The organism is Aliinostoc sp. HNIBRCY26 (assembly GCF_050235535.1).
Lineage (GTDB): Bacteria > Cyanobacteriota > Cyanobacteriia > Cyanobacteriales > Nostocaceae > Trichormus.
In genome coordinates this window covers 146,648-172,075 of the sequence record NZ_CP189852.1, presented here as the reverse complement: position 1 = coordinate 172,075, position 25,428 = coordinate 146,648, and the positions used below count along the sequence as shown (strand labels likewise).

21 protein-coding genes are annotated in these 25,428 nt (G+C 42.0%); 14 read left to right on the top strand and 7 right to left on the bottom strand.

Annotated elements, in window-relative coordinates:
* Positions 1 to 72: 72 nt before the first annotated feature.
* Together ACQFX9_RS00630 and ACQFX9_RS00625 are read right to left on the bottom strand one after the other, a co-directional pair.
* Complete coding sequence (locus ACQFX9_RS00630) at positions 73 to 2,274, bottom strand: CHASE2 domain-containing protein (RefSeq protein WP_427160248.1); 2,202 nt, start codon at positions 2,272 to 2,274, stop codon at positions 73 to 75.
* A gap of 2 nt (positions 2,275 to 2,276) precedes the next feature.
* The gene (locus ACQFX9_RS00625) at positions 2,277 to 3,056 is read right to left on the bottom strand and encodes a DUF928 domain-containing protein (RefSeq protein WP_427160247.1); all 780 of its coding nucleotides are present in this window, start codon (positions 3,054 to 3,056) and stop codon (positions 2,277 to 2,279) included.
* 250 nt (positions 3,057 to 3,306) lie between these two features.
* Between ACQFX9_RS00625 and ACQFX9_RS00620 the strand changes: the two genes are divergently transcribed.
* The 3 genes from ACQFX9_RS00620 to psb28 all read left to right on the top strand — a co-directional run bounded on the left by ACQFX9_RS00620 (position 3,307) and on the right by psb28 (position 6,220).
* Positions 3,307 to 4,017 (top strand): RNA methyltransferase, encoded by a 711-nt coding sequence (locus ACQFX9_RS00620; RefSeq protein WP_427163048.1) that lies wholly within the window; start codon positions 3,307 to 3,309, stop codon positions 4,015 to 4,017.
* 217 nt (positions 4,018 to 4,234) lie between these two features.
* Entirely contained in the window at positions 4,235 to 5,767 is a 1,533-nt protein-coding gene (locus ACQFX9_RS00615; protein ID WP_427163047.1) for a serine hydrolase, read from the top strand.
* Between the two features lie 81 nt (positions 5,768 to 5,848).
* A complete protein-coding gene (psb28, locus tag ACQFX9_RS00610; protein ID WP_427160246.1) occupies positions 5,849 to 6,220 on the top strand; it encodes a photosystem II reaction center protein Psb28 in 372 nt (123 codons plus the stop codon).
* Positions 6,221 to 6,352: 132 nt separating this feature from the next.
* Here the strand turns inward: psb28 and ACQFX9_RS00605 are convergent, their stop codons facing one another.
* A complete protein-coding gene (locus tag ACQFX9_RS00605) occupies positions 6,353 to 7,942 on the bottom strand; it encodes a B12-binding domain-containing radical SAM protein (RefSeq protein ID WP_427160245.1) in 1,590 nt (529 codons plus the stop codon).
* Between the two features lie 1,245 nt (positions 7,943 to 9,187).
* Here ACQFX9_RS00605 and ACQFX9_RS00600 point away from each other — a divergent pair.
* The 6 genes from ACQFX9_RS00600 to infC all read left to right on the top strand — a co-directional run bounded on the left by ACQFX9_RS00600 (position 9,188) and on the right by infC (position 17,864).
* Positions 9,188 to 10,429: a sedoheptulose 7-phosphate cyclase gene (locus ACQFX9_RS00600; RefSeq protein WP_427160244.1), complete on the top strand. Its 1,242-nt coding sequence runs from the start codon at positions 9,188 to 9,190 to the stop codon at positions 10,427 to 10,429.
* A gap of 60 nt (positions 10,430 to 10,489) precedes the next feature.
* Positions 10,490 to 11,323 carry an O-methyltransferase gene (locus ACQFX9_RS00595; protein WP_427160243.1) on the top strand — a complete coding sequence of 278 codons (834 nt, stop codon included), beginning with the start codon at positions 10,490 to 10,492 and terminating at the stop codon, positions 11,321 to 11,323.
* A 3-nt stretch (positions 11,324 to 11,326) separates the two neighbouring features.
* Positions 11,327 to 12,706 carry an ATP-grasp domain-containing protein gene (locus ACQFX9_RS00590; RefSeq protein WP_427160242.1) on the top strand — a complete coding sequence of 460 codons (1,380 nt, stop codon included), beginning with the start codon at positions 11,327 to 11,329 and terminating at the stop codon, positions 12,704 to 12,706.
* A gap of 195 nt (positions 12,707 to 12,901) precedes the next feature.
* Positions 12,902 to 15,547: an amino acid adenylation domain-containing protein gene (locus ACQFX9_RS00585; RefSeq protein ID WP_427160241.1), complete on the top strand. Its 2,646-nt coding sequence runs from the start codon at positions 12,902 to 12,904 to the stop codon at positions 15,545 to 15,547.
* 137 nt (positions 15,548 to 15,684) lie between these two features.
* Entirely contained in the window at positions 15,685 to 17,244 is a 1,560-nt protein-coding gene (locus ACQFX9_RS00580; protein WP_427160240.1) for an alkaline phosphatase D family protein, read from the top strand.
* Positions 17,245 to 17,429: 185 nt separating this feature from the next.
* Positions 17,430 to 17,864 carry a translation initiation factor IF-3 gene (gene infC, locus ACQFX9_RS00575; protein WP_427160239.1) on the top strand — a complete coding sequence of 145 codons (435 nt, stop codon included), beginning with the start codon at positions 17,430 to 17,432 and terminating at the stop codon, positions 17,862 to 17,864.
* A 224-nt stretch (positions 17,865 to 18,088) separates the two neighbouring features.
* On the opposite strand, the gene ACQFX9_RS00570 is transcribed toward infC, so the two are convergent.
* The gene (locus ACQFX9_RS00570; RefSeq protein WP_427160238.1) at positions 18,089 to 18,496 is read right to left on the bottom strand and encodes a universal stress protein; all 408 of its coding nucleotides are present in this window, start codon (positions 18,494 to 18,496) and stop codon (positions 18,089 to 18,091) included.
* Between the two features lie 90 nt (positions 18,497 to 18,586).
* Here ACQFX9_RS00570 and ACQFX9_RS00565 point away from each other — a divergent pair, with 90 nt between their 5' ends.
* Positions 18,587 to 19,789 (top strand): phosphoglycerate kinase, encoded by a 1,203-nt coding sequence (locus tag ACQFX9_RS00565; RefSeq protein ID WP_427160237.1) that lies wholly within the window; start codon positions 18,587 to 18,589, stop codon positions 19,787 to 19,789.
* A 164-nt stretch (positions 19,790 to 19,953) separates the two neighbouring features.
* Here ACQFX9_RS00565 and crtH read toward each other — a convergent pair whose 3' ends face one another.
* Together crtH and ACQFX9_RS00555 are read right to left on the bottom strand one after the other, a co-directional pair.
* Entirely contained in the window at positions 19,954 to 21,480 is a 1,527-nt protein-coding gene (gene crtH, locus ACQFX9_RS00560; RefSeq protein ID WP_427160236.1) for a carotenoid isomerase, read from the bottom strand.
* A gap of 371 nt (positions 21,481 to 21,851) precedes the next feature.
* A complete protein-coding gene (locus tag ACQFX9_RS00555) occupies positions 21,852 to 22,004 on the bottom strand; it encodes a hypothetical protein (RefSeq protein WP_427160235.1) in 153 nt (50 codons plus the stop codon).
* A 186-nt stretch (positions 22,005 to 22,190) separates the two neighbouring features.
* On the opposite strand from ACQFX9_RS00555, the gene upp reads away from it, so the two are divergent.
* The 3 genes from upp (at position 22,191) to ACQFX9_RS00540 (ending at position 23,797) form a co-directional block, all read left to right on the top strand.
* On the top strand, positions 22,191 to 22,841 hold the full coding sequence (upp, locus tag ACQFX9_RS00550; RefSeq protein ID WP_427160234.1) for a uracil phosphoribosyltransferase: 651 nt from the start codon (positions 22,191 to 22,193) through the stop codon (positions 22,839 to 22,841).
* Positions 22,842 to 22,916: 75 nt separating this feature from the next.
* The gene (locus ACQFX9_RS00545) at positions 22,917 to 23,267 is read left to right on the top strand and encodes a hypothetical protein (RefSeq protein WP_427160233.1); all 351 of its coding nucleotides are present in this window, start codon (positions 22,917 to 22,919) and stop codon (positions 23,265 to 23,267) included.
* Positions 23,268 to 23,521: 254 nt separating this feature from the next.
* Positions 23,522 to 23,797: a YggT family protein gene (locus ACQFX9_RS00540; RefSeq protein ID WP_427160232.1), complete on the top strand. Its 276-nt coding sequence runs from the start codon at positions 23,522 to 23,524 to the stop codon at positions 23,795 to 23,797.
* A 77-nt stretch (positions 23,798 to 23,874) separates the two neighbouring features.
* Here the strand turns inward: ACQFX9_RS00540 and ACQFX9_RS00535 are convergent, their stop codons facing one another.
* The gene (locus ACQFX9_RS00535) at positions 23,875 to 24,339 is read right to left on the bottom strand and encodes a biotin carboxylase (RefSeq protein WP_427160231.1); all 465 of its coding nucleotides are present in this window, start codon (positions 24,337 to 24,339) and stop codon (positions 23,875 to 23,877) included.
* A 248-nt stretch (positions 24,340 to 24,587) separates the two neighbouring features.
* On the opposite strand from ACQFX9_RS00535, the gene ACQFX9_RS00530 reads away from it, so the two are divergent.
* Entirely contained in the window at positions 24,588 to 25,199 is a 612-nt protein-coding gene (locus tag ACQFX9_RS00530; protein ID WP_427160230.1) for a hypothetical protein, read from the top strand.
* The last annotated feature ends 229 nt before the right edge of the window (positions 25,200 to 25,428 follow it).

Below are 25,428 nucleotides of genomic sequence, written 5' to 3'. Positions count from 1 at the left end.
ATGATAAGTTGTTCACTTGGTATCGCAAGATTCACCAAATGTCTTAGAAGGAACAGTTTACCGATTATTGCATTAGACAAGCAATGAGTTAATGATTTCAATGGCTTGTGGCGGAAGATTTGTAAATCTAATTAAAAAATGATGTTCATCGGCTATTGTGATGACTTTAGCGTAAATATCCGCCTCTGGGGCATTCACTAGCCTGAGTTTGAGATTATTCAGAGGTTCGAGGGGATGTGTAGATTTGAGTAATGCTTTTTTCTCCGAAAGCGTCACAAATTCCCCTGATAATAATATGCCTGTTGCTTGTTTACCTTGCAAGACTGTGTATTCTATGGTTAATGGCGATGCTAAAGTTACCATCAAATCATTATCTTCTGGTAAATATAAATTATAGCCACCACCAATACCGGCAATATCATAGATAGTAATTACTTCTTTAATTCCCTTGGGTTCAATTTTTAATTGTCCAATAATTTTGAGTTCAATTTGAGCATCTTGATAGGTATTTTCAGAAATTAAAATTTGTCCTCCTACTGTATAGGTTTCAATCCTGGCAGCTAAATTTACATGACTACCGATGACTGTATATTTGGCACGTTTTTGCGAACCGATATTACCAGCCACTACTTCACCTGTATTAATCCCAATTCCCATTTCTAGCTTTGGTAAATTCATTTGCTGATTTTGGTGATTGACTTGTGCCATTGCTAATTGCATCTCAACTGCACAAGCGATCGCCCTTTGCGCGTCATCATAACGACTAATAGGCGCACCAAACATGATAAAAATCCCGTCGCCCATAAATTCGTTAATTGTGCCATGATATTTATTAATAATATCGGTCATTACTGCCAAGTAAAGATTGAGAATCTGGACTACTTTTTCTGGTGGTAATTGTTCAGAAATTGCGGAGAAACCACGTAAATCAGAAAATAGTAATGTGACTTGACGACGTTCACCCCCGATTTTCAAACCAGATGGAGTTTCTAATAAATTGGCGACGACTTCATCAGTGAGATAGCGTCCTAAAGTTTGGCGCATTTCGCCAGCATTTTGGGCGATGTAGTGTGTGACTGCGATCGCTGAACCGCCCCAGGCTAACATAGAAGGGATAAGTGGTAGCCACCAACCAAGTAAGAACGCCACAAAACTCCCACCAACTAACATCCCACCCCCAACAATCACACTGACTAATAAGAGTGTTCTTTGATTAATTTGATGGCGTTGTTGCCAACATAAACTAGCACCAATAATTGACCACAATAAAATTGATAATAATTCTACTGGTTCTGGTAGAGTTTTAATTAATGTGCGACCTTCTAAAGCCGCACTCAAAATTTGACTAATGGAATTGGCATGAATGGTTACTCCCGCCATTCGTTCAGGAGAAGCAAAGAATTTACTTGTGTAAGGTGTGTAGAATAAATCTTTTAGACTTTCAGCCGTTGACCCAATTAAGACGATTTTACCTCGCATGAAATTGGGAGGAATCTGATTATTTTTGACTTGAGATAAGGAGATAGTAGCAAACTGCTTTTTGATGCGTCCTCGATAATTTAATATTACTTGATAGCCACCATCGTCAGCCCAGACGTAACCACCATTATTAGACTCAAAAGTTGGAAAAACGGCTTTACCTAACTGTAAATAATTGGGATTATTAGCCGCAGGTTTATCAGTGATTTTTTCTGATTTTAAATACAGTAACGCTAGCTTTAAGGCGAAGCTCTCTATCACATCATCTTCATTAAAATTGACGTATAATAAGCTTCTGCGGACTCTGCCATCATCATCTAAAGGTAAGTCATTTGAGCCGACTTGCTGGCGTTTTTGGAGTTCTGGCGGTGGGTTAACAGTTGCACTATCAAAACTTTCTGAAAGTTTCTGCACACCAATCAAATTAGGAGTATTAGCAAATACTCTCACTAATTTTTCATAACCAGGTTCTACAGGTAAATCACGATATATATCTAGACCGATGGCTCTGGGTTGTTGCTGTTTAATTTTCTCTAAAATACTAGCTAAATCTGCATCAGAAATCGGCCATTTACCAAATTTATGAATATCTTCTTCATTAATTTCCACTATGATAATTCGCTGATCTGGCGGTTCTGGTGGACGCAGTAGAAAAAATTGGTCTAGTGCGGTTAACTCTAATGCTTGTAACAGTCCTGTTACACGTAAGATAATCACCAGGAATGTAATTCTAGGTACAGCAAAAATTATCCCGCGCCATCGCCAGATAAAGGGTTTAAATTGTTTCCAGCGCATAATTATTTGGATGCTGAATTTTCAGCTTGACAACAATCCAGCAAAGGTTGAGAAGCGATCGCATTTAAACCGACGGAGTTTAACAATTGTCTCCAACCCAACATAGAATGCACATTTCGGGGGTTACTATAACGCTGTTGCGCGATCGCACTTAACGCTTCATACCAAATTCCTGCCTCTGCATAGATTGCAGGTAGTTTTTTCGCATCTGCGTTCGCTAATTTCTGAGATAATGACGCTTCCGGTTGAACACGTTCCACCAAACCCTCAAATCTGGGGTTTGTACTAAAATCTTCCGAGTCACACACTAACACTAGTAACCAACGATAGGTTTTATTGATTTCTAACGCTGGTGCATTTTCAGGGAGATTATAGCTAACAATTCCTGACTGATTAGGTAAGCTCAAAGTAGTTTCATATAGAATTTTTTTATCTGCTTCCGACAACAGTAAGAACTGCGCTGTTTTTGCTGAACTTAGGGGTAAATACCAAAAAAACTGCGGTCTTTGAGCAAATGTTAGTCCCCATTTACTGGCGGGAGTGAGAGGAGTAACGAGTTGTTTCCCCTGAATGCAGACAGTACCACGGGTAGCACCGCCAGCACTCACTGGTGGCCCTTTGCGTTTTGGTGGTTTAAAACCTTGGCTAATCAGTCCATCTGGTTTGGGATTTGCAGATTGCACCTGTGTCTTTTGGGCGGCGAAAGCAGCTATCGGGAGACAGTTGTAATACAAAGGTAAACCACAGGCGATCATCAATAGAGATGCTGGAGTAAATTTCATGATTGATGTAGAAATGCTGAGTTTAAATGGATAGTAGAAATTTGGTAGATATGCGCCCGACTACATCAATTGTTCCCAAAAGTGATTCTAGAATTTTCCTCAACCCATGAATTTGCATTTAAAATTGCTTGACACTTCGCTGTAACCTGTACTTGTAAGCTGTATTGTCGAAGAGTTTGTGAACGTAGTGGATCAAGTTAGTTCATCTATAGCTGGAGTGCGAATTGTTTTAGTAGAACCGGCTGGCCCTATGAACGTAGGTTCAACCGCCCGTGTCATGAAAAACTTCGGATTAGAGCATTTAGTATTAGTTAATCCCCAATGCGATCGCTTTTCTCCAGAAGCCATGAAAATGGCAGTTCATGCCAAAGAGATTTTAGAATCAGCAATTGTCGTCGATACCATACCACAAGCCTTACAGGGATGTGTGAGTGCGATCGCCACCACCGGACGCGATCTCCATTGTCCCTTCCCCTTAGAAACCCCCAGAACCGCCTTACCGTGGCTATTAGAACCAACTAACCAACCCGCAGCTTTAATTTTTGGTAGGGAAGACCGAGGATTAACCAATGAAGAATTAAATTATGCCCATAGATTTGTTCATATTCCCAGCAGTCCCGTTTATCCATCCTTAAACTTAGCCAGTGCTGTAGGTATTTGCTGCTACGAACTAGCTCAACCAATACAACCACAACCTACACTCGCTATGACATCCACCGAACTAGCCCCCCTAGAGCTAGTGGAAGCATATTATCAGCAATTAGAATCTTTTCTTTTAGATATTGGTTATCTATATCCCCACACAGCAAACAGCCGCATGGAAAAATTCCGGCAAATTTACAATCGCGCCCATCTGACAACCAATGAAGTAGCCATGCTGCGTGGCTTGTTCAGGCAAGCCGAATGGGCAATAAATCACCCAAAAAGCCAAAATAGCCCAGACCCCAACCAAGAACCCTGACTAATGACTATTGACCATTGACTGTTGACTATTGACTATTGACCAAAATTCCAAAAATCATTCCCAAAGTCTTAAAGATGACATAAACTAAACACAAAAATATTACTAAGTAGTAGTTACACTGGGTAAATAGTCGTGCTTTTATGCAAGGCGCGTGAAATAAGTTTCATCGGGACTACTTTAAAATCAATTTTTAAGTGAGTCACAAGGAGTGACAGTGTCAGAGTTAGGTAACAAACGCAGAACTTCTTCACGACGACAACCCGCCAATCGTCGCCAGCGATCGCGTACAGTTTCTCAGGGGGAAGTCAAAAAAGTCAAAGTTCCCAAACCACAACCTGTTGAGCCTGGTGCAACGGTAGTCACAAACTCTTATAATAATGTCCTGCCTTACCAAGTCACTCCTAAGACACGAAAGCCCAAACCACAAGGGTTAGTCATGCCTACTGCGGTCAAACCCATCCCCACCACAACTAGGCAGATGTCAGCACCGCCAAAAAATGTCAAAGTGAAGACGGTGCGAGTACAAAGACAGCCTGTACCAATGGGTAGACGAGTATCGAAAAAAACGCGGTTAAAACCAATGGCAAGAGCCTTTTTATATGCCATCCGTCTATTGATTGTGGGAGTTGGGATTGGTGCGATCGTCGGTACAGTCTTATCAGTGCTTGATCCGGCAAATCGCGTCCCTTCCACAACTCCAACCGCATCTAATAATAGTGGACAAGTCCAGCCAAAACCCGCCACAACTAACCCCACTCCTGCTTTGTCTACATCCCAAGAAATTCCCACTTTGAAAAATGCGGTACAAGAGTTAGCCGCAGCTAATCCTAATTTGACTCCGGCGGTGTTTTTAGTAGATTTAGACAATGGGGGATATGTCAATCTCAATGCTGATAACAGCTTACCGGCCGCTAGCACCATTAAAGTGCCAATTTTAATTGCCTTTTTCCAAGACGTAGATGCTGGGAAAATCCGCCTAGATGAAATGCTAACCATACAAAAGGAAATGATTGTTGGTGGTTCAGGGGATTTCCAATACAAACCAGCCGGGACGCAATATCCAGCTTTAGAAGTCGCTACTAAAATGATTACCGTCAGCGACAACACCGCCACCAATATGTTGATTGCTAGATTAGGGGGAATAGAAGCAGTTAATCAGCGTTTCCAAAGTTGGGGGTTGACTAGCACAGTTATTCGCAACCCACTACCAGATTTGTCAGGAACAAACACCACCACTCCCAAGGAATTAGGCAATTTACTGGCGATGGTTAGTCAAGGTAAGTTAGTCACTATGCGATCGCGCGACCAAATCCTTGATATCATGCGTCGTACACAGCGAGATCAGCTTTTACCTGCTGGCTTAGATGCAGGTGCGCGCGCTTACCATAAAACAGGCGATATCGGTACTTTATTAGCCGACGCAGGTATAATTGACACCCCTACAGGCAAGCGTTATATTGCCGTCGTTATGGTACAACGTCCCAATAATGACCCCCGCGCCGAAAAATTCATCAGTTCAGTTTCCCGTGCCGCTTACCAAGAATTTACCCAAACCCCCCCTACACCAAGCAACACTACTAACACCATTCCCCCAACAGGCTATCAATCTCCTGTAATCAATGCACCAGTAACCACCATTCCCACTAATACTTATCAACCCCCTGGGATGAATGCACCAGCCACTACCATCCCCACTAATGTTTATCAACCTCCGGCGGTAAATCAGCAATATTACCCACCTAGATAACTTCAGTGGTTGTAAGATAAAGGGATGTAGGGGAAACAAATTTAACTCCCATGCCCTGTTCGCTCAATCCTAATTGTGATTATGTCTTCGACTCCTCCCTCAATTCAGTTTTTCGCAGGTATTTATGAAGAATTGAGTAACGTTAGCTTACGCCGGGAAGTGCGTACAGGTAAACGCATTGTGATGATGCAATTTGAGCAATTACAGGCTTTAGAAGGATTGAATAGCTTTACCAAACAATCATTAAATGCCTTACTGTTAACTGATGAAGAAGGTGAAATTAATATCACCCCCTCCTCAACTCGCTTCATTTTTGGGGGTGATGAAGGCGACGAACTGCGGGGAGTAGAGTGCAAATTTGAAGTTGAACGTGATGATCATTGGGAAAGATTCATGCGCTTTATGCACCGTTATGCTGAAGCTAACGGTATGGAATATGGCGAAAAATCTTAAACAAATACAACACGCTTATACGTTCTTTCGCTAATGCTGTTTTTTGTTTTCTCAGTAGTTCACTCATGCTCCATTAGCATCGCTGCTTTCGCCCTGATGTCATAATTGGCTCAATTCCCGACAGCATCAACCTCATTTGATCAGCATTAGTTCTGGCTCAGGTAACACAGAGACTTTGAGTGGGTCGTAGCCTAATTGTTGAGTAATCCGTTTCCTAGCTAAAGCGCGGTACTCCCAAAAATGTTCTCCCGCAGCGCATAGACCTAAATACATATTGAGAACTTGAGGCTTTTTCACCAAAATCGTCCACAGTTGTTGCCAAAACTGCCAGCGAATTTCAGGTCGTCGTAAGCCCTGATGCCAGATTAACTGAGCAACAAGCCGCAATCCCTGACCTGGAGAAAATTGCATGGTTTGCTTTCGCTTTGAAGGTACGCCAACACTCAGACATTGCTGAAAACATCGCCGGAGATAGTTTCTGGGTTCGTATAACGTCCACAAGCCTTCTACATACTCTCTAGCAATTTCATCAATAGATCGGGTGGGAATGAAATTCATTAAAGTATTTTGGTCTCCCACTTCAGTCCCACCAATACCCTGATTTTCTAATAAACGCTGCTCTTTTTGCAGACGGTTCCACAAAGCAGTATTGGGCAAAGCTTGAAGGATGCCCAACATCGGTTGAGGAATATTGGTTTGTTCTACAAAAGCTTGGATTCGTTCTCCTGCTCCTGGGCGTTCTCCATCAAAACCAAGGATAAACCCTGCATAAATCAGCATTCCGGCTTCATTGATCTTGCGGCAGGCTTCCACAAGTGGATTACGAGTATTTTGCAGTTTTTGTGTTACTTGTAGGCTGTCTTGGTCAGGAGTCTCTATGCCGAGAAAAACTGCATAGAAACCTGCTTCACTCATTAATTGCAACATTTCTTCATCTTCGGCCAAATTCACAGAAGCTTCTGTGATGAAGGTAAATGGATAATTGCGCTGCTTCATCCAAGGAATTAACTCTCGCAGGAGGCGTTTGACGTTGCGCTGATTGCCAATAAAGTTGTCATCAACTATGAACAGTGACCCTCGCCAGCCTAACTCATAAAGAGTCTGTAACTCAGCTATGGTTTGCTGAGGCTCTTTTGTACGTGGTTTACGACCGTAGAGTGTAATAATATCGCAAAACTCGCAGTTGAAGGGGCAACCGCGAGAAAACTGGATAGCCATCATCAAGTAAGCATCCCGTTGTAGCAAGTCAAAACGGGGCATCGGGCTTTGGGTGACATCAGGTTTTTCTAGGGAGCGAAAGATTCCTTGTTCTTGACCTTGGTTGAGGGCTGCCAGAAACTGAGGAACTGTCAATTCCCCCTCATCCAAAATTAAATAATGCGCTCCAGAGTTCAAGGCATCTTGGGGGATTGATGTGGGGTAAGGGCCACCGACTGCCACTTTTTTGCCTAAGCGCACTGCTTTTTGAATTAGGGCATGAAAATCTGGTTTCTGCACTAGCATTGCCGAAAGGATAACAAGGTCACACCACTCCCAATCAGCTTCTGTTTCCAGATTGACGTTGCGATCGCAAAATTTAATTTCCCAGTCCTTGGGTAGCAGTGCTGCAACTGTAATAATTCCCAATGGGGGCAAGAGAGCTTTGAGTCCAGCAATTTCTATAAAGCGGTCATACGACCAAAAAGACTGAGGGAACCGAGGATAGAGCAATAGTGCTTTCATCAAATCCTGGATGTAAGTTTGGTTTACTCTGTAGGACTTACGCAAAGTACTTATGTACTCTAGTTAGTACCAATACTTAACTTGATATTCGCTAGCTTTATTTATGCCACCTATCTATTGATAGATATCGTTTTGGTTTAAGTAGATATTGTTTTTTTGTCTAGTAGTCGTTGGCGAAGACAGGGAGCAAACTGGGTGTGTGCAATTATTCTCTGAAAGATGTGAAAGGAAAGAAGGTCAAAGCTTATCGGGATACGCGGAGGGTTGATGGCAAAGTGATAGCACTGGTACCGAGTCTGGGTGCAATCCTTGAGAAACAATGTTATGTTTAGATATGTAAAGCTATTCTTAAGCTATTGAGTAGTCATTACATCTGCTATTAGTTGCTTAAACATTGATTAATCAAGACTTATAGCCATTGAATTCTGGAGATAGGTATGTTAATCAAGGTTTAAGATGGGCAGTAAACTTGTTAACTTTTATTACGAATATTGCCCAAAACTTTAATTTGCAGACGAAACGCTAAATTCTTTGGCTGTATATACTGCATCCAAGCTTTGAGTTACTGGCTTTATGTCTCCAATGTGAATCAGTCTTGCAAGTCCATTAACTGTGACTAACAAATAGACTCTTTTTTCTAATTAAAAGAGAGTCTAACTTGTGCTGAAATTGTCAATAATAATTGATGAATACTAGTTGTCAATTGGGATTCATTAATTATTGAGACAGCCAATTATCAGGAAAGTTTCAAACACTCACAATTGGTAATCTCTCAGGATTAATATCAGGATTTTATATATTTCCTATAGTTAATTTCTCAAAAGTAGATGCAATTTCAGTAAAACAGTGATATGTTTATAAATGTGAAGAAAATATTAAAAAGTTTGTAGTGTCATTGTGACTGCTACAAATCTCGTTCACAGAATGTGATACTGACGGCTATTGTATTTAGCTCAATTTCAGTATCTCACCACTAAAATAGCAGGCGATTCATGTAGTTTTTCTGCTCAGACTTACAAGAGACACCAAATTAACCGAAACTTAACATCATCATATAAATGATTTAATGATTGTGCTGTAAGTGTTTGGCGCGTCGCTTAAGCATAATTTAAGTTAAGGTCATCACCAAAAGTTTCTTTATCACACTATTTCATTCATCAACTTCAGTGTGATGTCTGCTGCTGACTTCATGAATAATTGTCAAGCAATAAAACAAGTTATTTTTTGTAGTGAAAGGACATAAATATGAGCATAGTTCAAAGTAAACTGGAAGCTACAAACACAGCTTTTCATGTAGAAGGCTATGAAAAAATTGAATATGATTTAGTTTATGTAGATGGAGTTTTTCAACTAAGAAACTCCGAATTGGCAGATGTTTACAAGGATTTTGGACGCTGTTTAGCTGTGGTAGATGCTAATGTTAGTCGTCTCTACAGTACACAGATAGAAAAATATTTCCAGTATCACGGGATTGATTTGACACTCGTTCCCATCACTATTACCGAACCCAATAAAACCATTCACACTTTTGAGCAAGTGATTGATATCTTTGCAGATTTCAAATTAGTCCGCAAAGAACCAGTATTAGTGGTGGGTGGCGGTTTAGTAACGGATGTGGTCGGTTTTGCTTGTTCTACATACCGCCGCAGTAGTAACTACATCCGTATTCCTACTACCTTAATTGGCTTAATTGATGCTAGTGTGGCGATTAAAGTTGCAGTCAACCATAAAAAGCTGAAAAACCGCTTGGGTGCGTATCACGCTTCCCGCAAAGTTTTCTTAGACTTCTCCTTGCTGGGTACTTTACCTACAGACCAAGTACGCAACGGAATGGCGGAGTTAGTCAAAATCGCTGTAGTAGGACACAAAGAAGTATTTGAATTGTTGGAGAAGTACGGCGAAGACTTACTACATACTCATTTCGGCAATCTTGACGCTACACCAGAAATTCAAGAAGTAGCGCATCAACTGACCTACAAAGCCATCAAAAAGATGTTGGAATTAGAAGTCCCCAACCTCCACGAGTTAGACCTAGATAGAGTAATTGCTTATGGTCACACCTGGAGTCCAACCTTGGAACTCGCGCCACATATACCCATGTTCCACGGTCATGCTGTGAATATTGATATGGCTTTGTCAGCCACAATCGCTGCACGGAGAGGCTACATTACTATTCAAGAGCGCGATCGCATTTTAGGATTGATGAGTCGTATAGGTCTAGCACTAGACCATCCCCTATTGGACGAAGAGTTATTATGGCGTGCTACTGAGTCTATCACTTTAACTAGAGACGGTTTATTGAGAGCCGCCATGCCAAGACCTATCGGTGAATGTTTCTTTGTCAATGACTTCACCAAAGCAGAAGCAGCCGCAGCTTTAGCTGAACATAAGGAACTTTGCAGCAAATATCCCCGTGGTGGTGAGGGTGTAGATATGTATCCTCTCAGCAGTCAGAAGGAACTGGTAGGGAGTGTGGTAGGGAAGTGATGAGTTTAAACGCGGAGGTTCGCTGAGGTAAACGCAGAGGTACGCGGAGTTAGAGTAATTATGACGAATTTGATAGACATAGCGACAGCTAGACCTGTTACACCCTTGGGAATCTTAACTAAGAAGTTAGAGGCTATTGTCAAACAAGCTAACCAGCATCAAGATTTATCTGCTGATTTGGTAGCTGAGATTACCCAAGCTTGGGAGTTAGCCGCAGGTATTGACCCTTATCTAGAGGAATGTACTACCCCAGAATCAGAGGCTTTAGCAGCACTCGCCAAGATAACTGCAAAAGAGGCTTGGGGTGAGCATTTTACAGTAGGTGCGACGGTGCGTCCTCTAGAACAGGAAATGCTTTCTGGTCATATTGAAGGACAGACTCTGAAGATGTTTGTTCATATGACTAAAGCGCGGAGAGTTCTAGAAATTGGGATGTTCACGGGTTATTCAGCCTTAGCAATGGCGGAAGCTTTACCAGAGGATGGGGTATTGGTAGCTTGTGAGGTAGATCCTTATGCGGCGGAAGTTGCACAAAAGGCTTTTAACCAATCTCCTCACGGGGAAAAGATACGTGTGGAATTAGGTGCAGCTTTAGCAACTCTAGAGAAATTAGCCACGGCTGGAGAAACCTTTGACTTGGTATTTATTGATGCCGATAAAAAAGAGTACACAGCTTATCTAGAAATGCTGTTAGATACCAATTTGTTAGCACCGCAAGGCTTTATTTGTGTTGATAACACACTCCTACAGGGGGAAGTGTATTTACCTCCAACAAAGCGCAGTGTTAACGGTCAAGCTATTGCTGACTTTAATCGCGCCGTGGCTTTAGATACTCGTGTCGAACAGGTTTTACTTCCCCTGCGCGATGGTTTGACGATTATCCGCCGAGTTTAAACTATGGCACAATCTATTTCATTTGACTCCTCACCTGCTACGCCGTCTTTAGGTTTAGAGACGAAAATAGCCGCAATTATCCAAAACATTCTGACTTTGACTTTGCTATTATTAGCACTGCCAATTAATACTGCGATCGTTTTTATATATTTGGTTGTGGGTGCGATTTTTCGTCCCCAAACCAGCAAAACCAGCAACCCCAAAAACATCCTCATCAGTGGTGGAAAAATGACCAAAGCTTTGCAACTAGCAAGGTCATTCCATGCGGCTGGACACCGGGTAGTATTGGTAGAAACCCATAAATACTGGTTAACTGGTCATCGATTTTCCCAAGCGGTAGATAAATTTTATACAACTCCCGCACCCCAAAAAGACCCAGAAGCTTACATCAAGGCTTTAGTGGAGATAGTCAAACGGGAAAACATAGATGTATATATCCCCGTTACCAGTCCAGTGGGGAGTTATTACGACTCCCTCGCTAAACCAAAATTATCTCCCCATTGCGAAGTATTGCATTTTGATGCAGATATCACCCAAATGTTGGATGACAAATTTGCAATGACAGAGAAAGCGCGATCGCTTGGTTTATCTGTACCCAAATCCTTTAAAATTACCTCTGGCGAACAAGTCATCAACTTCGACTTTTCCGGCGAGACTCGCAAATACATCCTCAAAAGCATACCCTACGACTCAGTGAGGCGTTTGGACTTAACCAAACTCCCCTGCGCTACTCCAGAGGAAACAGCAGCTTTTGTGAGAAATTTACCCATCAGTCCTGAAAAACCCTGGATTATGCAAGAATTCATTCCAGGAAAAGAATTCTGCACCCACAGCACAGTCAGGGATGGAGAAATCAAACTACACTGCTGCTGTGAATCATCAGCCTTTCAAGTCAACTATGAGAACGTAGAAAACCCGCAAATCTTGGAATGGGTGAAACACTTCGTCAAAGAACTCAAACTTACAGGACAAATTTCCTTTGACTTCATCCAAGCTGAAGACGGAAAAGTATACGCCATCGAGTGTAACCCCCGCACACATTCCGCCATTACCACCTTCTACAACCACCCCCTAGTTGCAGAAGCTTACATTGGTTCTGTGACAGAAACTTTACAGCCATTACCAACTAGCAAACCAACCTATTGGACTTATCACGAAATTTGGCGGTTGACGGGAATTCGTTCCTTCACCCAATTGAAGACATGGTTACACAACATTTGGCGCGGGACAGATGCAATTTTAAAACTAGATGACCCCCTACCATTCTTGATGGTACATCACTGGCAAATTCCCCTGCTGTTATTGAACAATTTCCGTCAACTCAAAGGCTGGACAAGGATAGATTTCAATATCGGTAAATTAGTCGAATTAGGGGGAGATTAAGAGGTTTTATCTCACGCAAAGACGCAGCGAAAAGTTCCTCGAAGCCGGGTTTCCCGGCGTAGGAAACTTTTCAAGACAGAGGTGCAGAGGAAAAATTAATCTCTTCTTATCTTCTTTGCGCCTTTGCGCCTTTGCGTGAGTAAATTACCCCCCATTCCATACAGCCATTAACCGAAGTTTTCCCCTCATCCAAAAATGCAAATCACACCAATAAATCCCAACGCTACACACAGAGATTACAACCTATCTCAAGGCTTACACGAACTATTTACAGCACAAGCAGAACGCACCCCCAACGCCATAGCCGTCACCTTTAAAAACCAACAATTAACATATCAAGAATTAAATTCTAGAGCCAATCAACTAGCACATTATCTACAAAAGCTAGGCGTTAAACCAGAAACATTAGTAGGTGTTTGTCTAGAACGTTCCTCAGAAATGGTAGTGAGTTTATTGGGAATTCTTAAAGCCGGTGGTGCTTACGTACCTATTGACCCAGAATATCCCCAAGAACGTATAGCTTATATGGTAGAAGATTCTCAGGTTAAAGTATTACTAACCCAAGAAAAGTTAGTGAATATAATTCCTGAAAATAACACTCAAACTATTTATATAGATACAGAATGGGAAAAAATTTCCACCCAACCCAATACTAATCCTCAAAGTGATATACAACCAGAGAATCTAGCCTATGTCATCTATACATCTGGTTCTACTGGTAAACCCAAGGGTGCTATGAACACCCACAAAGGTATATGTAATCGCTTGCTATGGATGCAAGAAACCTATCAACTCAATTCTACAGATAGTGTTTTACAAAAAACTCCTTTTAGCTTTGATGTTTCTGTCTGGGAATTTTTCTGGACTTTATTAACGGGTGCGCGCTTGGTTATGGCTCAACCTGGGGGACATCGAGATAGTAATTATCTGATTAATATAATTATTCAAGAGCAAATTACGACTCTGCATTTTGTTCCTTCCATGTTACAGCTATTTTTAGCCAGTCGTGGTGTAGAAAAATGTACTTCCATTAGAAGAGTAATTTGTAGTGGGGAAGCTTTACCTGTAGATTTGCAAAATCGCTTTTTTGAGTATTTTAATTGTGAATTACATAATCTTTATGGCCCTACTGAAGCTGCTATTGATGTCACTTTCTGGCAATGTCAAAAACACAGTAACTTAAATACTGTACCCATAGGTCGTCCCATTGCTAACACACAAATTTACATTCTTGATGAAGATTTACGGCTTGTTGATGTTGGCGTTGTGGGGGAAATTTATATCGGTGGTGTAGGTGTGGCGCGTGGTTATTGGAATCGTCCCGAATTAACTCAAGAAAAATTCATTCCTAACCCATTTAGACATAGTAAATCTACATCAGAACGTCTGTATAAAACTGGTGATTTAGGGCGTTATTTACCTGATAGTAATATTGAATATGTAGGTAGAGTTGATTATCAAGTCAAAATTCGCGGCTATCGCATTGAAATTGGCGAGATTGAAAATGTCTTGGCTTTACATCCAGAAGTTAGAGAAGCTGTGATTGTTGCACGTAGCGATCGCAATTTAGAAAAACAACTCGTCGCCTATATTACCTACAATTCAGAAAAACCCAAAATTCAGCACCTGCGTGATTTTCTCAAAGCTAAATTACCAGATTTCATGATTCCCGCCGCTTTTGTAATGCTGGAAGCTTTACCCCTCACTCCTAGCGGTAAGGTAGACAGAAACGCTTTACCCAAACCGGATATTTCTCACTTCTTGGAAAGCAGTGATTTTATCGCTCCTCGCAATCAAGTAGAATCACAATTAGTAACAATTTGGTCAGAGATTTTAAATTTACCACAAATTGGGGTAACAGATAACTTTTTTGCTCTCGGTGGCGATTCTCTCAAAGCATTACATTTAATTGCCAAAATCGAGGAAATTTTCCAGAAAGAAATTTCCTTAGCAACACTTTTAAAAAATCCAATTATCACAGATTTAGCTACAGTAATTCAAGCTAATGATAGCCAAATTCATTATTCCCCTTTAGTTCCCATTCAACCACAAGGAACTAATCAGCCTTTCTTTTGTATTCATCCCGCCGGTGGTCATGTTCTCTGCTATTTTAAATTAGCTCATTATATTGGTAACGAACACCCATTTTATGGCTTACAAGCTCAAGGTTTTTATGGGGAGGAAGAACCTTTAACTAAAGTTGAAGACATGGCTAGCCTCTATGTTAAAACTATCCGAGAATTTCAACCCCAAGGGCCTTATCAATTAGGTGGGTGGTCATTTGGCGGAGTTGTCGCCTATGAGGTAGCACAGCAATTAAAAAGACAAGGACAGGAAGTTTCTTTGTTAGCTATCCTTGACTCTTACGTTCCCATTCTATTAGATAAACAAAAACCCATTGATGATGTTTATTTAGTGGGTGTGCTTTCTAGGGTATTTGGGGGAATGTTTGGTCAAGATAATTTAGTTACACCAACAGAAATTGAGCATTTAGCTTTAGAGGAGAAAATTAACTACATTATCGATAAAGCCAGAAAAGCCAAAATCTTTCCGCCTGGTGTAGAACGTCAAAAGAATCGCCGCATTCTAGATGTATTGGTAGGGACTTTAAAAGCTACTTATAGCTATCAAAGACAGCCTTATCCTGGCAAAGTTACTGTTTTTCGTGCTAAGGAAAAACATATTATGGCTCCTGACCCGACCTTAGTTTGGGTAGAGTTATTTTCTGTGATGGCAGCAGAGGAAATCAATATTATTGATGTGCCAGGAAATCATTACTCATTTGTTTTAGAACCTCATGTACAAGTATTGGCACAACGTTTAAAAACTTGCCTGAAGTAATTAGTAGACAGCACAATTTTCTACTGTCTTAACATTTCCTTAATCCCGCTTTGATTCTAGGTTGGTAAGTTCTGTGTGCTTGGTTGCAAGTCAGGTGACAGCTTGCCAACTATATTTCAATCTTAGTAGGGGTGAGTATGGAATTTATGAATAGCGATCGCCTACTCAAAAGGCGTAATTTTTTACTGGGTGCAAGTTTCTTTACAGGGTTAGCCGTAACTAGCCAATTACAGCCTGTTATGGCGCGGGGAAGATTTTCTGACTATCCCTTCAAGTTAGGCGTTGCTTCTGGTGATCCTCTACCCGATAGCGTAGTTTTATGGACTCGTCTCGCACCACAACCCGTAAATGGCGGCGGAATGCCACCTGTAAATGTACCTGTGCGTTGGCAAATTGCACGAGACGAAAACATGAGACAGGTGGTACAAAAAGGCACAGTTTTAGCAACACCACAACTCGGTCATTCTGTCCACATTGATGTGCGGGGGTTAGAACCTAACCGTTGGTACTGGTATCAATTCGCCGTGGGTAGCGAAGTCAGTCCCATCGGTCGCACCCGCACAGCACCCGCCATCTATAGTTCAACTTCCCAACTCAACTTTGCCTTTGCTTCTTGTCAAGACTGGCAAAACGGCTTTTATACAGCCTATAAACACATGGCGCAGGAAGACCTAGATTTAGTTGTGCATCTAGGTGATTACATATATGAATATGGCCCGGAAGCTGGCGCACCAAGGCAACACGTTGGCCCAGAAATCATCACCCTAGCTGACTACCGCAACCGTTATGCTTTGTACAGAACCGACGCAAACTTACAAGCAGTTCATGCCAATTTCCCTTGGATAGTCACTTGGGATGACCACGAAGTAGATAACAACTACGCCAACTTAATCCCTGAAGATAGTCAAACACCAGCAGCCTTTGAACAGCGACGAGCCAATGCTTACCAAGCTTATTATGAGCATATGCCATTGCGGTTATCTTCGCTACCAAGGGGAGCTAGTATGCAGCTGTATAGGAGGTTTACCTTTGGTGATTTAGCCGAGTTTAACGTTTTAGATACCCGCCAGTACCGCACAGACCAACCTTGTAATGATGGACTCAAACCCCTGTGCGCCGCAGCTTTAGATCCCAATGCGACAATGACGGGTACAGCACAAGAAGCTTGGTTACTTCAAGGACTAGACAAATCACAAGCACGCTGGAATGTTATTGCCCAGCAACTTATATTAGCTCAGTTTGATTTTAACCCCAGTCCTGCTGTACAACTATTTAACGTTGACCAATGGGATGGTTACGTAGCAGCTCGTCAACGGTTGTTAAATTTCTTAGAACAGCGCAAACCATCCAACCCTGTAGTCATTACTGGCGATATCCATTCTAGTTGGGTATTTGATTTAAAAGCTGATTTTAATAATCCCCTGTCAGCAACAGTAGGTACTGAGTTTGTCGGTACTTCCATCACTTCCGATTTTCCCACAAGTTTTATTGCCCCAGTACAAGCCGCAGTTCCTGCTAATCCCCATACAAAATTCTTTGATGGTGCTAACCGTGGTTATGTGCGGTGTAAATTGACAAGAAATAATTGGCAGAGTGATTATCGTGCTGTTTCTAGTATTCTTGACCAGAATGCTACTGTGAGTACCTTAGCGTCCTTTGTGGTAGAAAACGGCAAACCAGGCGCGCAAAAAGTTTAACAATTAATAGGGGGGAGAAAGAGCGATCGCTTTCTCCTTCTTAATTGTTTGTACCAAAACTTTACTCAAGTGTTGTGTTATATTGGCAGTGCTTGCACTAGTCAAGCATTAATCTATCGAGAGAAACCGTTATCGTAATCCAAAAGCAACTAATTAACTCACAAATCAGGTCAAATCAAGTCTTCTTGATTGACCATGAGAATAATAACCGAGGACTCATAGATACACGTGAAGCTTTAGAGCTAGCACAGAGTCTAGAGCTTGACCTAGTTGTAGTCTCCGAAGGCAAAGATGCTCCAGTTGCTAAGATTGTCAACTATGGTAAGCTTCAGTATCAAAAGAAAAAGCGTCAGGGACGCAGTGCTAAACCCACAGTCAAGGAAGTTCGGCTTCGTCCGAATGTAGGTGTAGCTGATTACAATTTACGCATTGAACAAGCTACCGGATGGTTGAGTAAAGGTGATTCAGTCAAGTTTGTGATTCGTTTACGGGGTCGAGAACACCAATATCGTGAACAGGCGGCAGAATTGTTAGAGAAAATCGTTACTGCTTTAGCTCAAGTTGGTAAAGTCCAGTCGCTGGATAAACGTTCACTAGTAGCTCAAGTCATTCCTGCCTAGAGAATTTTGTCGGAATATTATTATTAGACCTAAGTAGCCAGAGTAACGTTACATATACTCTGGCTTTTAGTTTTTTGGATCTCCCCCATGCAAGGTGACTAGGTAAGAAGTCAATAGTCAACAGTCAACAGTCATTATTTTTTCTCCTCCCTTGTCTACCTTGTCTCCCTTGTCTCTTTTTCCCCACTCCCCACTCAGCACTCATCACTCCCCACTCAGCAATCTCAAGGCACAATCAACACAGGACAAGGCGACAGGTTAATCACGCGAGTAGTTACACTATCCGTTGCACCCTCATCCGTTAAACCTAGACCCCGACAGCCCATAATAATTAAATTCGCCCCAATTTCATCGGCAACATCACAGATGGTAAAGGCTGGCTTACCCTGTCTTTCTATAGTTTCCGATGGAATACCTTGCCCAGAAAATAAAGCTTGAGCATCAGCCAAAAGTTTCGCTACAGCCTCTGGTGACACCATTGGGTCAGCTTTCGCTTCATCGGTAGCTGGTTCTTCCACCACAGACAACAGCACTAGGCGACTACCATATTGCTGCACAACATTAGCCACAACATCAGCAGCTTCCCGTGCTTCCCGACTTTGATCTATTGGAAATAATACTGTCTTGAACATATATGTCTCCTCAGCACCCCCTACTCCGGTAAAATCTTGATGGTGATACTTTCAAAACGATAACAAAAAGGCAATCAGGAGGGTTTGGCAGTGTCCAAAAAAACTTTAGCAAGTTTATCTGCGACTGATATTTCCGGTAAACGCGCCTTTGTGCGGGTTGATTTCAACGTACCTGTGGATGACCAAGGTAACATCACAGATGATACCCGCATTCGCGCCGCTCTACCAACCATTCAAGATTTAACGCAGAAGGGTGCTAAGGTCATTCTAGCAAGCCATTTTGGTCGTCCCAAAGGTGTGGACGACAAACTGCGCCTAACCCCGGTTGCAAAGCGTCTGTCTGAGTTGTTGGGTCAAGAAGTCGTCAAAACTGATGACTGTATCGGTGATGATGTAGCTGCAAAAGTAGCTGCTTTACAAAATGGCCAAGTGCTGTTGTTAGAAAACGTCCGTTTTTATAAAGAAGAAGAAAAAAACGATCCAGAATTTGCTAAAAAACTGGCAGCTAATGCTGATTTTTATGTCAATGATGCTTTCGGAACAGCACACCGCGCCCATGCTTCCACTGAAGGTGTGACTCATTATTTGAGTCCGGCTGTTGGTGGTTATTTGATTGAAAAAGAATTGCAGTATCTGCAAAGCGCAATCGAACAACCCCAACGTCCTTTAGCTGCGATTATTGGCGGTTCTAAGGTTTCTAGCAAAATCGGTGTTATCGAAACCTTGCTAGAGAAGTGCGACAAACTCATCATCGGTGGGGGGATGATTTTCACCTTCTATAAAGCCCGTGGTCTGGATGTTGGTAAGTCTCTGGTAGAAGAAGACAAACTAGAACTAGCGAAGTCTTTGGAAGCTAAAGCTAAAGAAAAAGGTGTCACCTTCTTGTTACCTACAGATATCGTATCTGCTGATAAATTTGCTCCCGATGCCAATGCTACCACCGTCAGCATTGAAAATATTCCTGCTGATGGCATGGGTTTGGATATCGGCCCTGACTCTGTGAAAGTTTTCCAAGAAGCGTTAGCTGATTGCAAAACCGTGATTTGGAACGGGCCTATGGGTGTATTTGAGTTTGATAAGTTTGCTGTAGGTACAGAAGCGATCGCTCATACTCTAGCAGAAATCAGCAAAACCGGTACAACCACCATCATCGGTGGCGGTGACTCTGTAGCGGCTGTAGAAAAGGTAGGTTTGGCTGATCAAATGAGCCACATCTCTACCGGTGGCGGTGCTAGCTTAGAATTACTCGAAGGCAAAGTATTACCCGGTATCGCTGCTTTAAACGATGCGTAATTAACAGGGACTGGGGACTGGGGACTGGGTTTATTAGTTTTAGTAGGGTGCGTCAGTTAGAAATCACCTGGAAATATCCAGAAAATATTTGTACTGACACACCCTACTACCCTTAATTTTGAATTTTGAATTTTGAATTTTGAATTTTGAATTTTGAATTAATTTCACAGTCCCAAATCTACTGCGATGCGATGGGCGCAAGCAAACCCAGAAAACGCCACCGCATTTAACCCCTGACCCGGAAATGTGCTATCCCCTACGCAGTAAAGCCCTGGAATAGATGTACGATTAAAGGGCATTCCTATTAATCCCCATAATTTACGCCGGGGTATCGGCCCATAAGTCCCATCTACACGCCCCAAAAAACGCCGATGAGTGCGCGGTGTACCCACTTCCAAATAATCTAAACCTGCATCTAAACCCGGAAAAATCTTTTCTAATCTGTCAATAATTCGCCAAGCCGCCGCTTCTTTCTTCGCTTCGTACTCTTTTGCAGACATTCCCTGCCAATCATCAATCCAGTGGGGCGTGAACGCATGAATGATATGATGTCCCCTGGGAGCTAAATCTGGGTCAAGCAATGTGGGAATCGACACAAATAAAGTACCTTCCGGTGTCATCATCTCCTGCCAATCTTCCAAAATAATATGATGGCACTCCGTCCCCACAGGTAAAACCGAATCTTTTACCCCCATATGCAAGCTGAGAAAGCTGGGAGATTTTTGATATCTTTGTTGCCATTTTTTCTCATTATGTGGTACTTTCTCCACTGGCAATAATTTTTCAAATGTATCCCATCGTGTAGCATTAGAAACTATGCGTTTACCCCCATAAGTTTCGCCACTGGCTAGCTGCACACCTACTGCACGTCCTTTCTGGGTAAGAATTTTCGTAACTTTGGCTTGGTATTTAATTTTACCGCCTGCTTTTTCTAAACCCTGTGCTAAAGCCTGAGCAATTTGTCCTACACCACCTTGGGGATAGTTTACACCGCCATAATGTCGGTCAGAAAACACCATCCCAGCGTTAATCATTGGTGTCATACTGGCTGGGACTACAGACCAGCAATAACATTCCATATCGATAAATTTCAATAATTGGGGTTCTTTAATATAACGTCGGGCAACATCTCCAGCATTTTGAGGCAGATACTTAGCTAAACCAAGACAAGCTAGAGGCTGTTGCAGAAATACCCGCAGGAGATAGCGAGGTTCTTCTAGAGACAGTAAATCTATTTTGTTGAGACAATTAAATACCCGCCAACATTCGTCATAAAAACGACGAATTCCTCTAGCTTCATGAGGAAAGTAAGCAATAAGATTTTGCAAGAATTTGTCATAATCCCGATCAACTTTTAAGTCTAAACCTTGTGGTAGATGGTAATGAATCTGTACGGGATCAGGAATACTTTCCAGATTAATATTTACTGCTTGGAGGGCGCGAGTTAGGAGATTTGTAGTACCTTTGTTTCCTAAACCAAAGATCATCGAGGCCCCCACATCAAAGCGATAACCTTCGTGTTCAAAGTAGCCAGCACTCCCGCCAGGAATGACATAACTTTCTAGTACCAAAACTTTTGCACCTTTTGCTGCTAGCTGGGTAGCTGTGACTAAACCACCAATACCAGATCCAATCACAATGACATCAAATGAATGATCAAGGGATGAGGTAGTCCTAAAAGTTGAGGTCATAGGAACAGCAAGTAAATAAAATTAACGCAGAAAATCGTATTTTATATTACTTTTGTCCGCAGAAATCATGATTATTTTCAGAAATCGTTATTATTGAAAGCCAATAGGGATGATCCCAAATATGTGGTTTGGCTTTTAAGTCTAGATAAATAATCAAGAGTTGATCACAGCCATTGATGGAATATGGTGAAGCTTGCTGGAAAATAAATAAAAATGTGCGTGATGAACTTTGTTTAAGTTTCTTAACAAACAAAAAAGAGGGACGAGCCTGCTACCGCCGGCTAATCCCGTCTGCCGATCCTTAAAGAGAGGAGAACACTGATAGATAATATAACCTTGGTTGAGAATAGATGTCAACTGTTAATGCAAATTTATTGCAATAGGTGGGGATTGGGGATTGGGGACTGGGGACTGGGGACTGGGGACTGGGTATTGGGCATTGGGCATTGGGCATTGGGCATTGGGCATCGGGCATTGGGCATTGGGCATTGGGCATTGGGCATTGGGTATTGGGCATCGGGCATCGGGCATTGGGCATTGGGTTATTAGTTAGTTGAACAATGTTCCCCATTCCCCATTCCCCATTCCCCATTCCCTATTCCCTATTCCCTATTCCCTATTCCCCATTCCCCATTCCTTAATGACTAATGCCCAGGAAAGAGTATGATGATGTTTCAGTTCTCATAGAATAAAAAAGGCTATTTTTAGGTATGGCGGCACAACTGCGTGTTTATGTTCCTCCCCATCCTTTAATCAAGCACTGGCTGACAGTTGCCCGTGATGCTGCTACGCCTTCAGTTTTGTTTCGGAGTGCGATGACTGAGTTAGGGCGTTGGTTAACCTATGAAGCAGCGCGGGAATGGTTGCCAACACAAGATATTGTGGTACAAACTCCTTTGGATAATTGCCCTGGGACGGTGGTTAGTCCAGAAATACCTGTGGCAGTTGTGCCGATTTTACGGGCTGGTTTAGGCTTATTAGAAGGGGCGCAAACTATACTACCTTTAGCGTCGATTTATCACTTGGGTTTGGTGCGGAATGAGGAAACTTTAGACGCTTCCTGTTACCTGAACAAGTTGCCAGAAAAATTTCACCCCCAAACTAGGGTGTTGATTACCGATCCGATGTTAGCCACGGGTGGTTCAATGATGATGGCGATGTCTGAGTTAACGAGACGGGGTGTTGATCCGGCTTTAATTCGGATTGTTTGCGTAGTAGCTGCACCACCAGCATTAAAAAAATTGAGTGAAGTTTATCCTGACCTAATAATTTACACTGCCACAATTGATGAAACGGTCAATAATCAAGGGTTTATTGTACCAGGACTAGGAGATGCAGGCGATCGCATCTTCGGCACATAAGCTAGTATGCAGCTAGGGAAGGAAAATAACTTAAATGATCTAAAAGTAGCCGTGTTTCTTCAAGGGAATAAAGTTATGAGTCAGCGTGATGGTTTTGGTAGTGGTTTTTTGGCAGGGGCGATATTTGGCGGCGTGGTGGGCGGAATTTTAGGTGCTGTCATTGCTACCCGCCAGAACGAGGAAATAGTGGAAGAAGGCACAGAAATGATCAATAATTCCAAAGAAAATCAAAAAGTGCCTGCTAAACGCCGTCAGATGCTATCTTCTGAGAGTGAAGGCATAGAGATGGAAACCGCAAGGCGATCGCTAGAAGATAAAATCGCCCAGCTAAATGCCACAATTGATGAAGTCAGGAAGCATTTAGGGAACGTTAACGGCGGTTCTACTCAACCAGTTAATGATCGTTCCGTCAAGCAAGATTCTTAATTAGTCATTAGGGAACAGGGAACAGGGAACAGGGAACAGAATCTTTTATTTTGAATTTTGTAGCAAGATCCCGTAAAGTATGCGTGAATTTTGAATTCATCAGTCCCCAATCCCCAGTCCCCAATCCCCAGTCCCCAATCCCCAATCCCCAATCCCTAACCCCCAAGGTTATGATATCCATATGCTATGACCTAGACTAAATTAAAATCTATAATAAGACCGCTTTTGACACTTAATAGGAAAATAACCCATCCATGCCTTTACTGATTAATACATTAGTTACTTTCGTCACTATTTACAGCTACCTGTTGATTATTCGGGTTTTACTGACTTGGTTTCCCAGCATCAATTGGTATAACCAACCATTTACTGCTTTAAGCCAAGTTACAGACCCCTACCTCAACCTATTTCGTTCTATTATTCCTCCCTTGGGTGGTATGGACTTTTCCCCCATCCTCGCTTTCGTGGTGCTAAATTTACTCAGTGGTTTATTGGAAACACTCGGCAGATTGCCAGCAGTGGGATTTTAGTCAGTAGCCCAAATAGACGTATTAGAGACGTAGCACCACTAAGTTTGTGCTACGTCTCTCAATTTTGGGATTTGAGATTATTTGCGAATCTGCGCGCTAAATCCAGAAGCTTTGAATTGCTTGAGTTTTAAAGGTAAAGGTTGAATTGCAGGTACAGAAATTCTTAATTCAAAATCACTGATTCCTGGGGGAACTTCTGGAATAGAACCAAGGCGGGAACGATTTTGTAATATGGCATCATTGTTTGCATCATAAATGCGCCCATAAATATCTGCATCGTAGACAGTTTTACGAGTGCTATTTTGGGCTTTACCAGTAACAATAAAGCAATTAGCAGCCCCGCTACCACTACTAGTTACAGCCCCTTGAGCCAATTCTGCTGGACACTCCTTATAAGATAAATCAGAGAGTTTGATCTGTGTTAACGCTACAGCGACAGGAGTCCATACCCACGAAATCAATGCGATGAGACAGGACATCAAGATAGTTGTAATCAGTCTTGAGTATTTGAAATTGAGTGCTAGGCGGATTTTCTTTTCCATAACTGTATAAGGTAGCAAGGAAACATACCTAAACTTTATAACGTTGGGGATAGGGATTGGGGATTGGGGATTGGGGATTGGGGATTGGGGACTGGAAGAGAACAACTATTATCATCTGTTCCCTGTTCCCTGTTCCCTGTTCCCTGTAAACCATAACCTATTCCCCACAACTTGCTCCCTAATAACTAGAAACTTCTATTTAACTTTTGTAATAATTATTAAATCAGCTTCTCGATTAGTATTAACTTATGACACCAGATGAGATAACAACAGCTTTGCTAGCAGCTTTTAATCGTTGTGATGCAGCCAGCTGTCCTCTCACTGATAGGCAAAAAGAAATTTTACTACAATTAGTCGAGGAAATTTACAAGCAATCTAAGTCTGGCAAATCAGACGCGCCTAACCCTCTAGATGAACTGACTCCACAGGAGTTAGAAATATTCTTAGCGTTTGTCAAGACAGAGGAACAGCAAAACCGGACTTGGAAGGTGCAGTTACTTAACGATTGGTTAAATAACAACGACTCAGGTAAGGTGCAGTTTATCCGAGAACGCTACGGTTTGCAATGGTTAAATCGTGTCGAGTCGTATCACTTTGATAAGTATGCCTATTTTGAGGATGCTTTAAAACTCAGAATAGGCGATCGCATTGAAGTTTCCAATGCCCTATGGGAATGGGTGCAAGATAATGGCCCCTGCAAACGCGAATGGTTTCTTTCTATCGTGATTCAGATTAATGAAGTTCATCAGGAGGAAGATACTTCTACTACCTGTGTTGTGCGTTTCTACAACGGTACTGAATATGAGATTCAAGGTATGTATGAGTGGAATCGCTACAATTGGCGTTGGCCAAAGAAGTGAAGGATGGTCAATAGTCAAACCAATTCGCAATTCGCAATTCGCAATTCGCAGTTACAATCAGTCAGTAGGGTGCGTCAGTTCGAGAAAACCTAACTATACCAAGAGATTATTCATACTGACGCACCCTAATAAGGGTAAGGCATTTATTTGGGATAGTTTATTTTTTGGTACTCTAAAATTAAGCAACAGATGTAAAGCTGGAAAACCAGATGGTATCTGACTTTCTTAA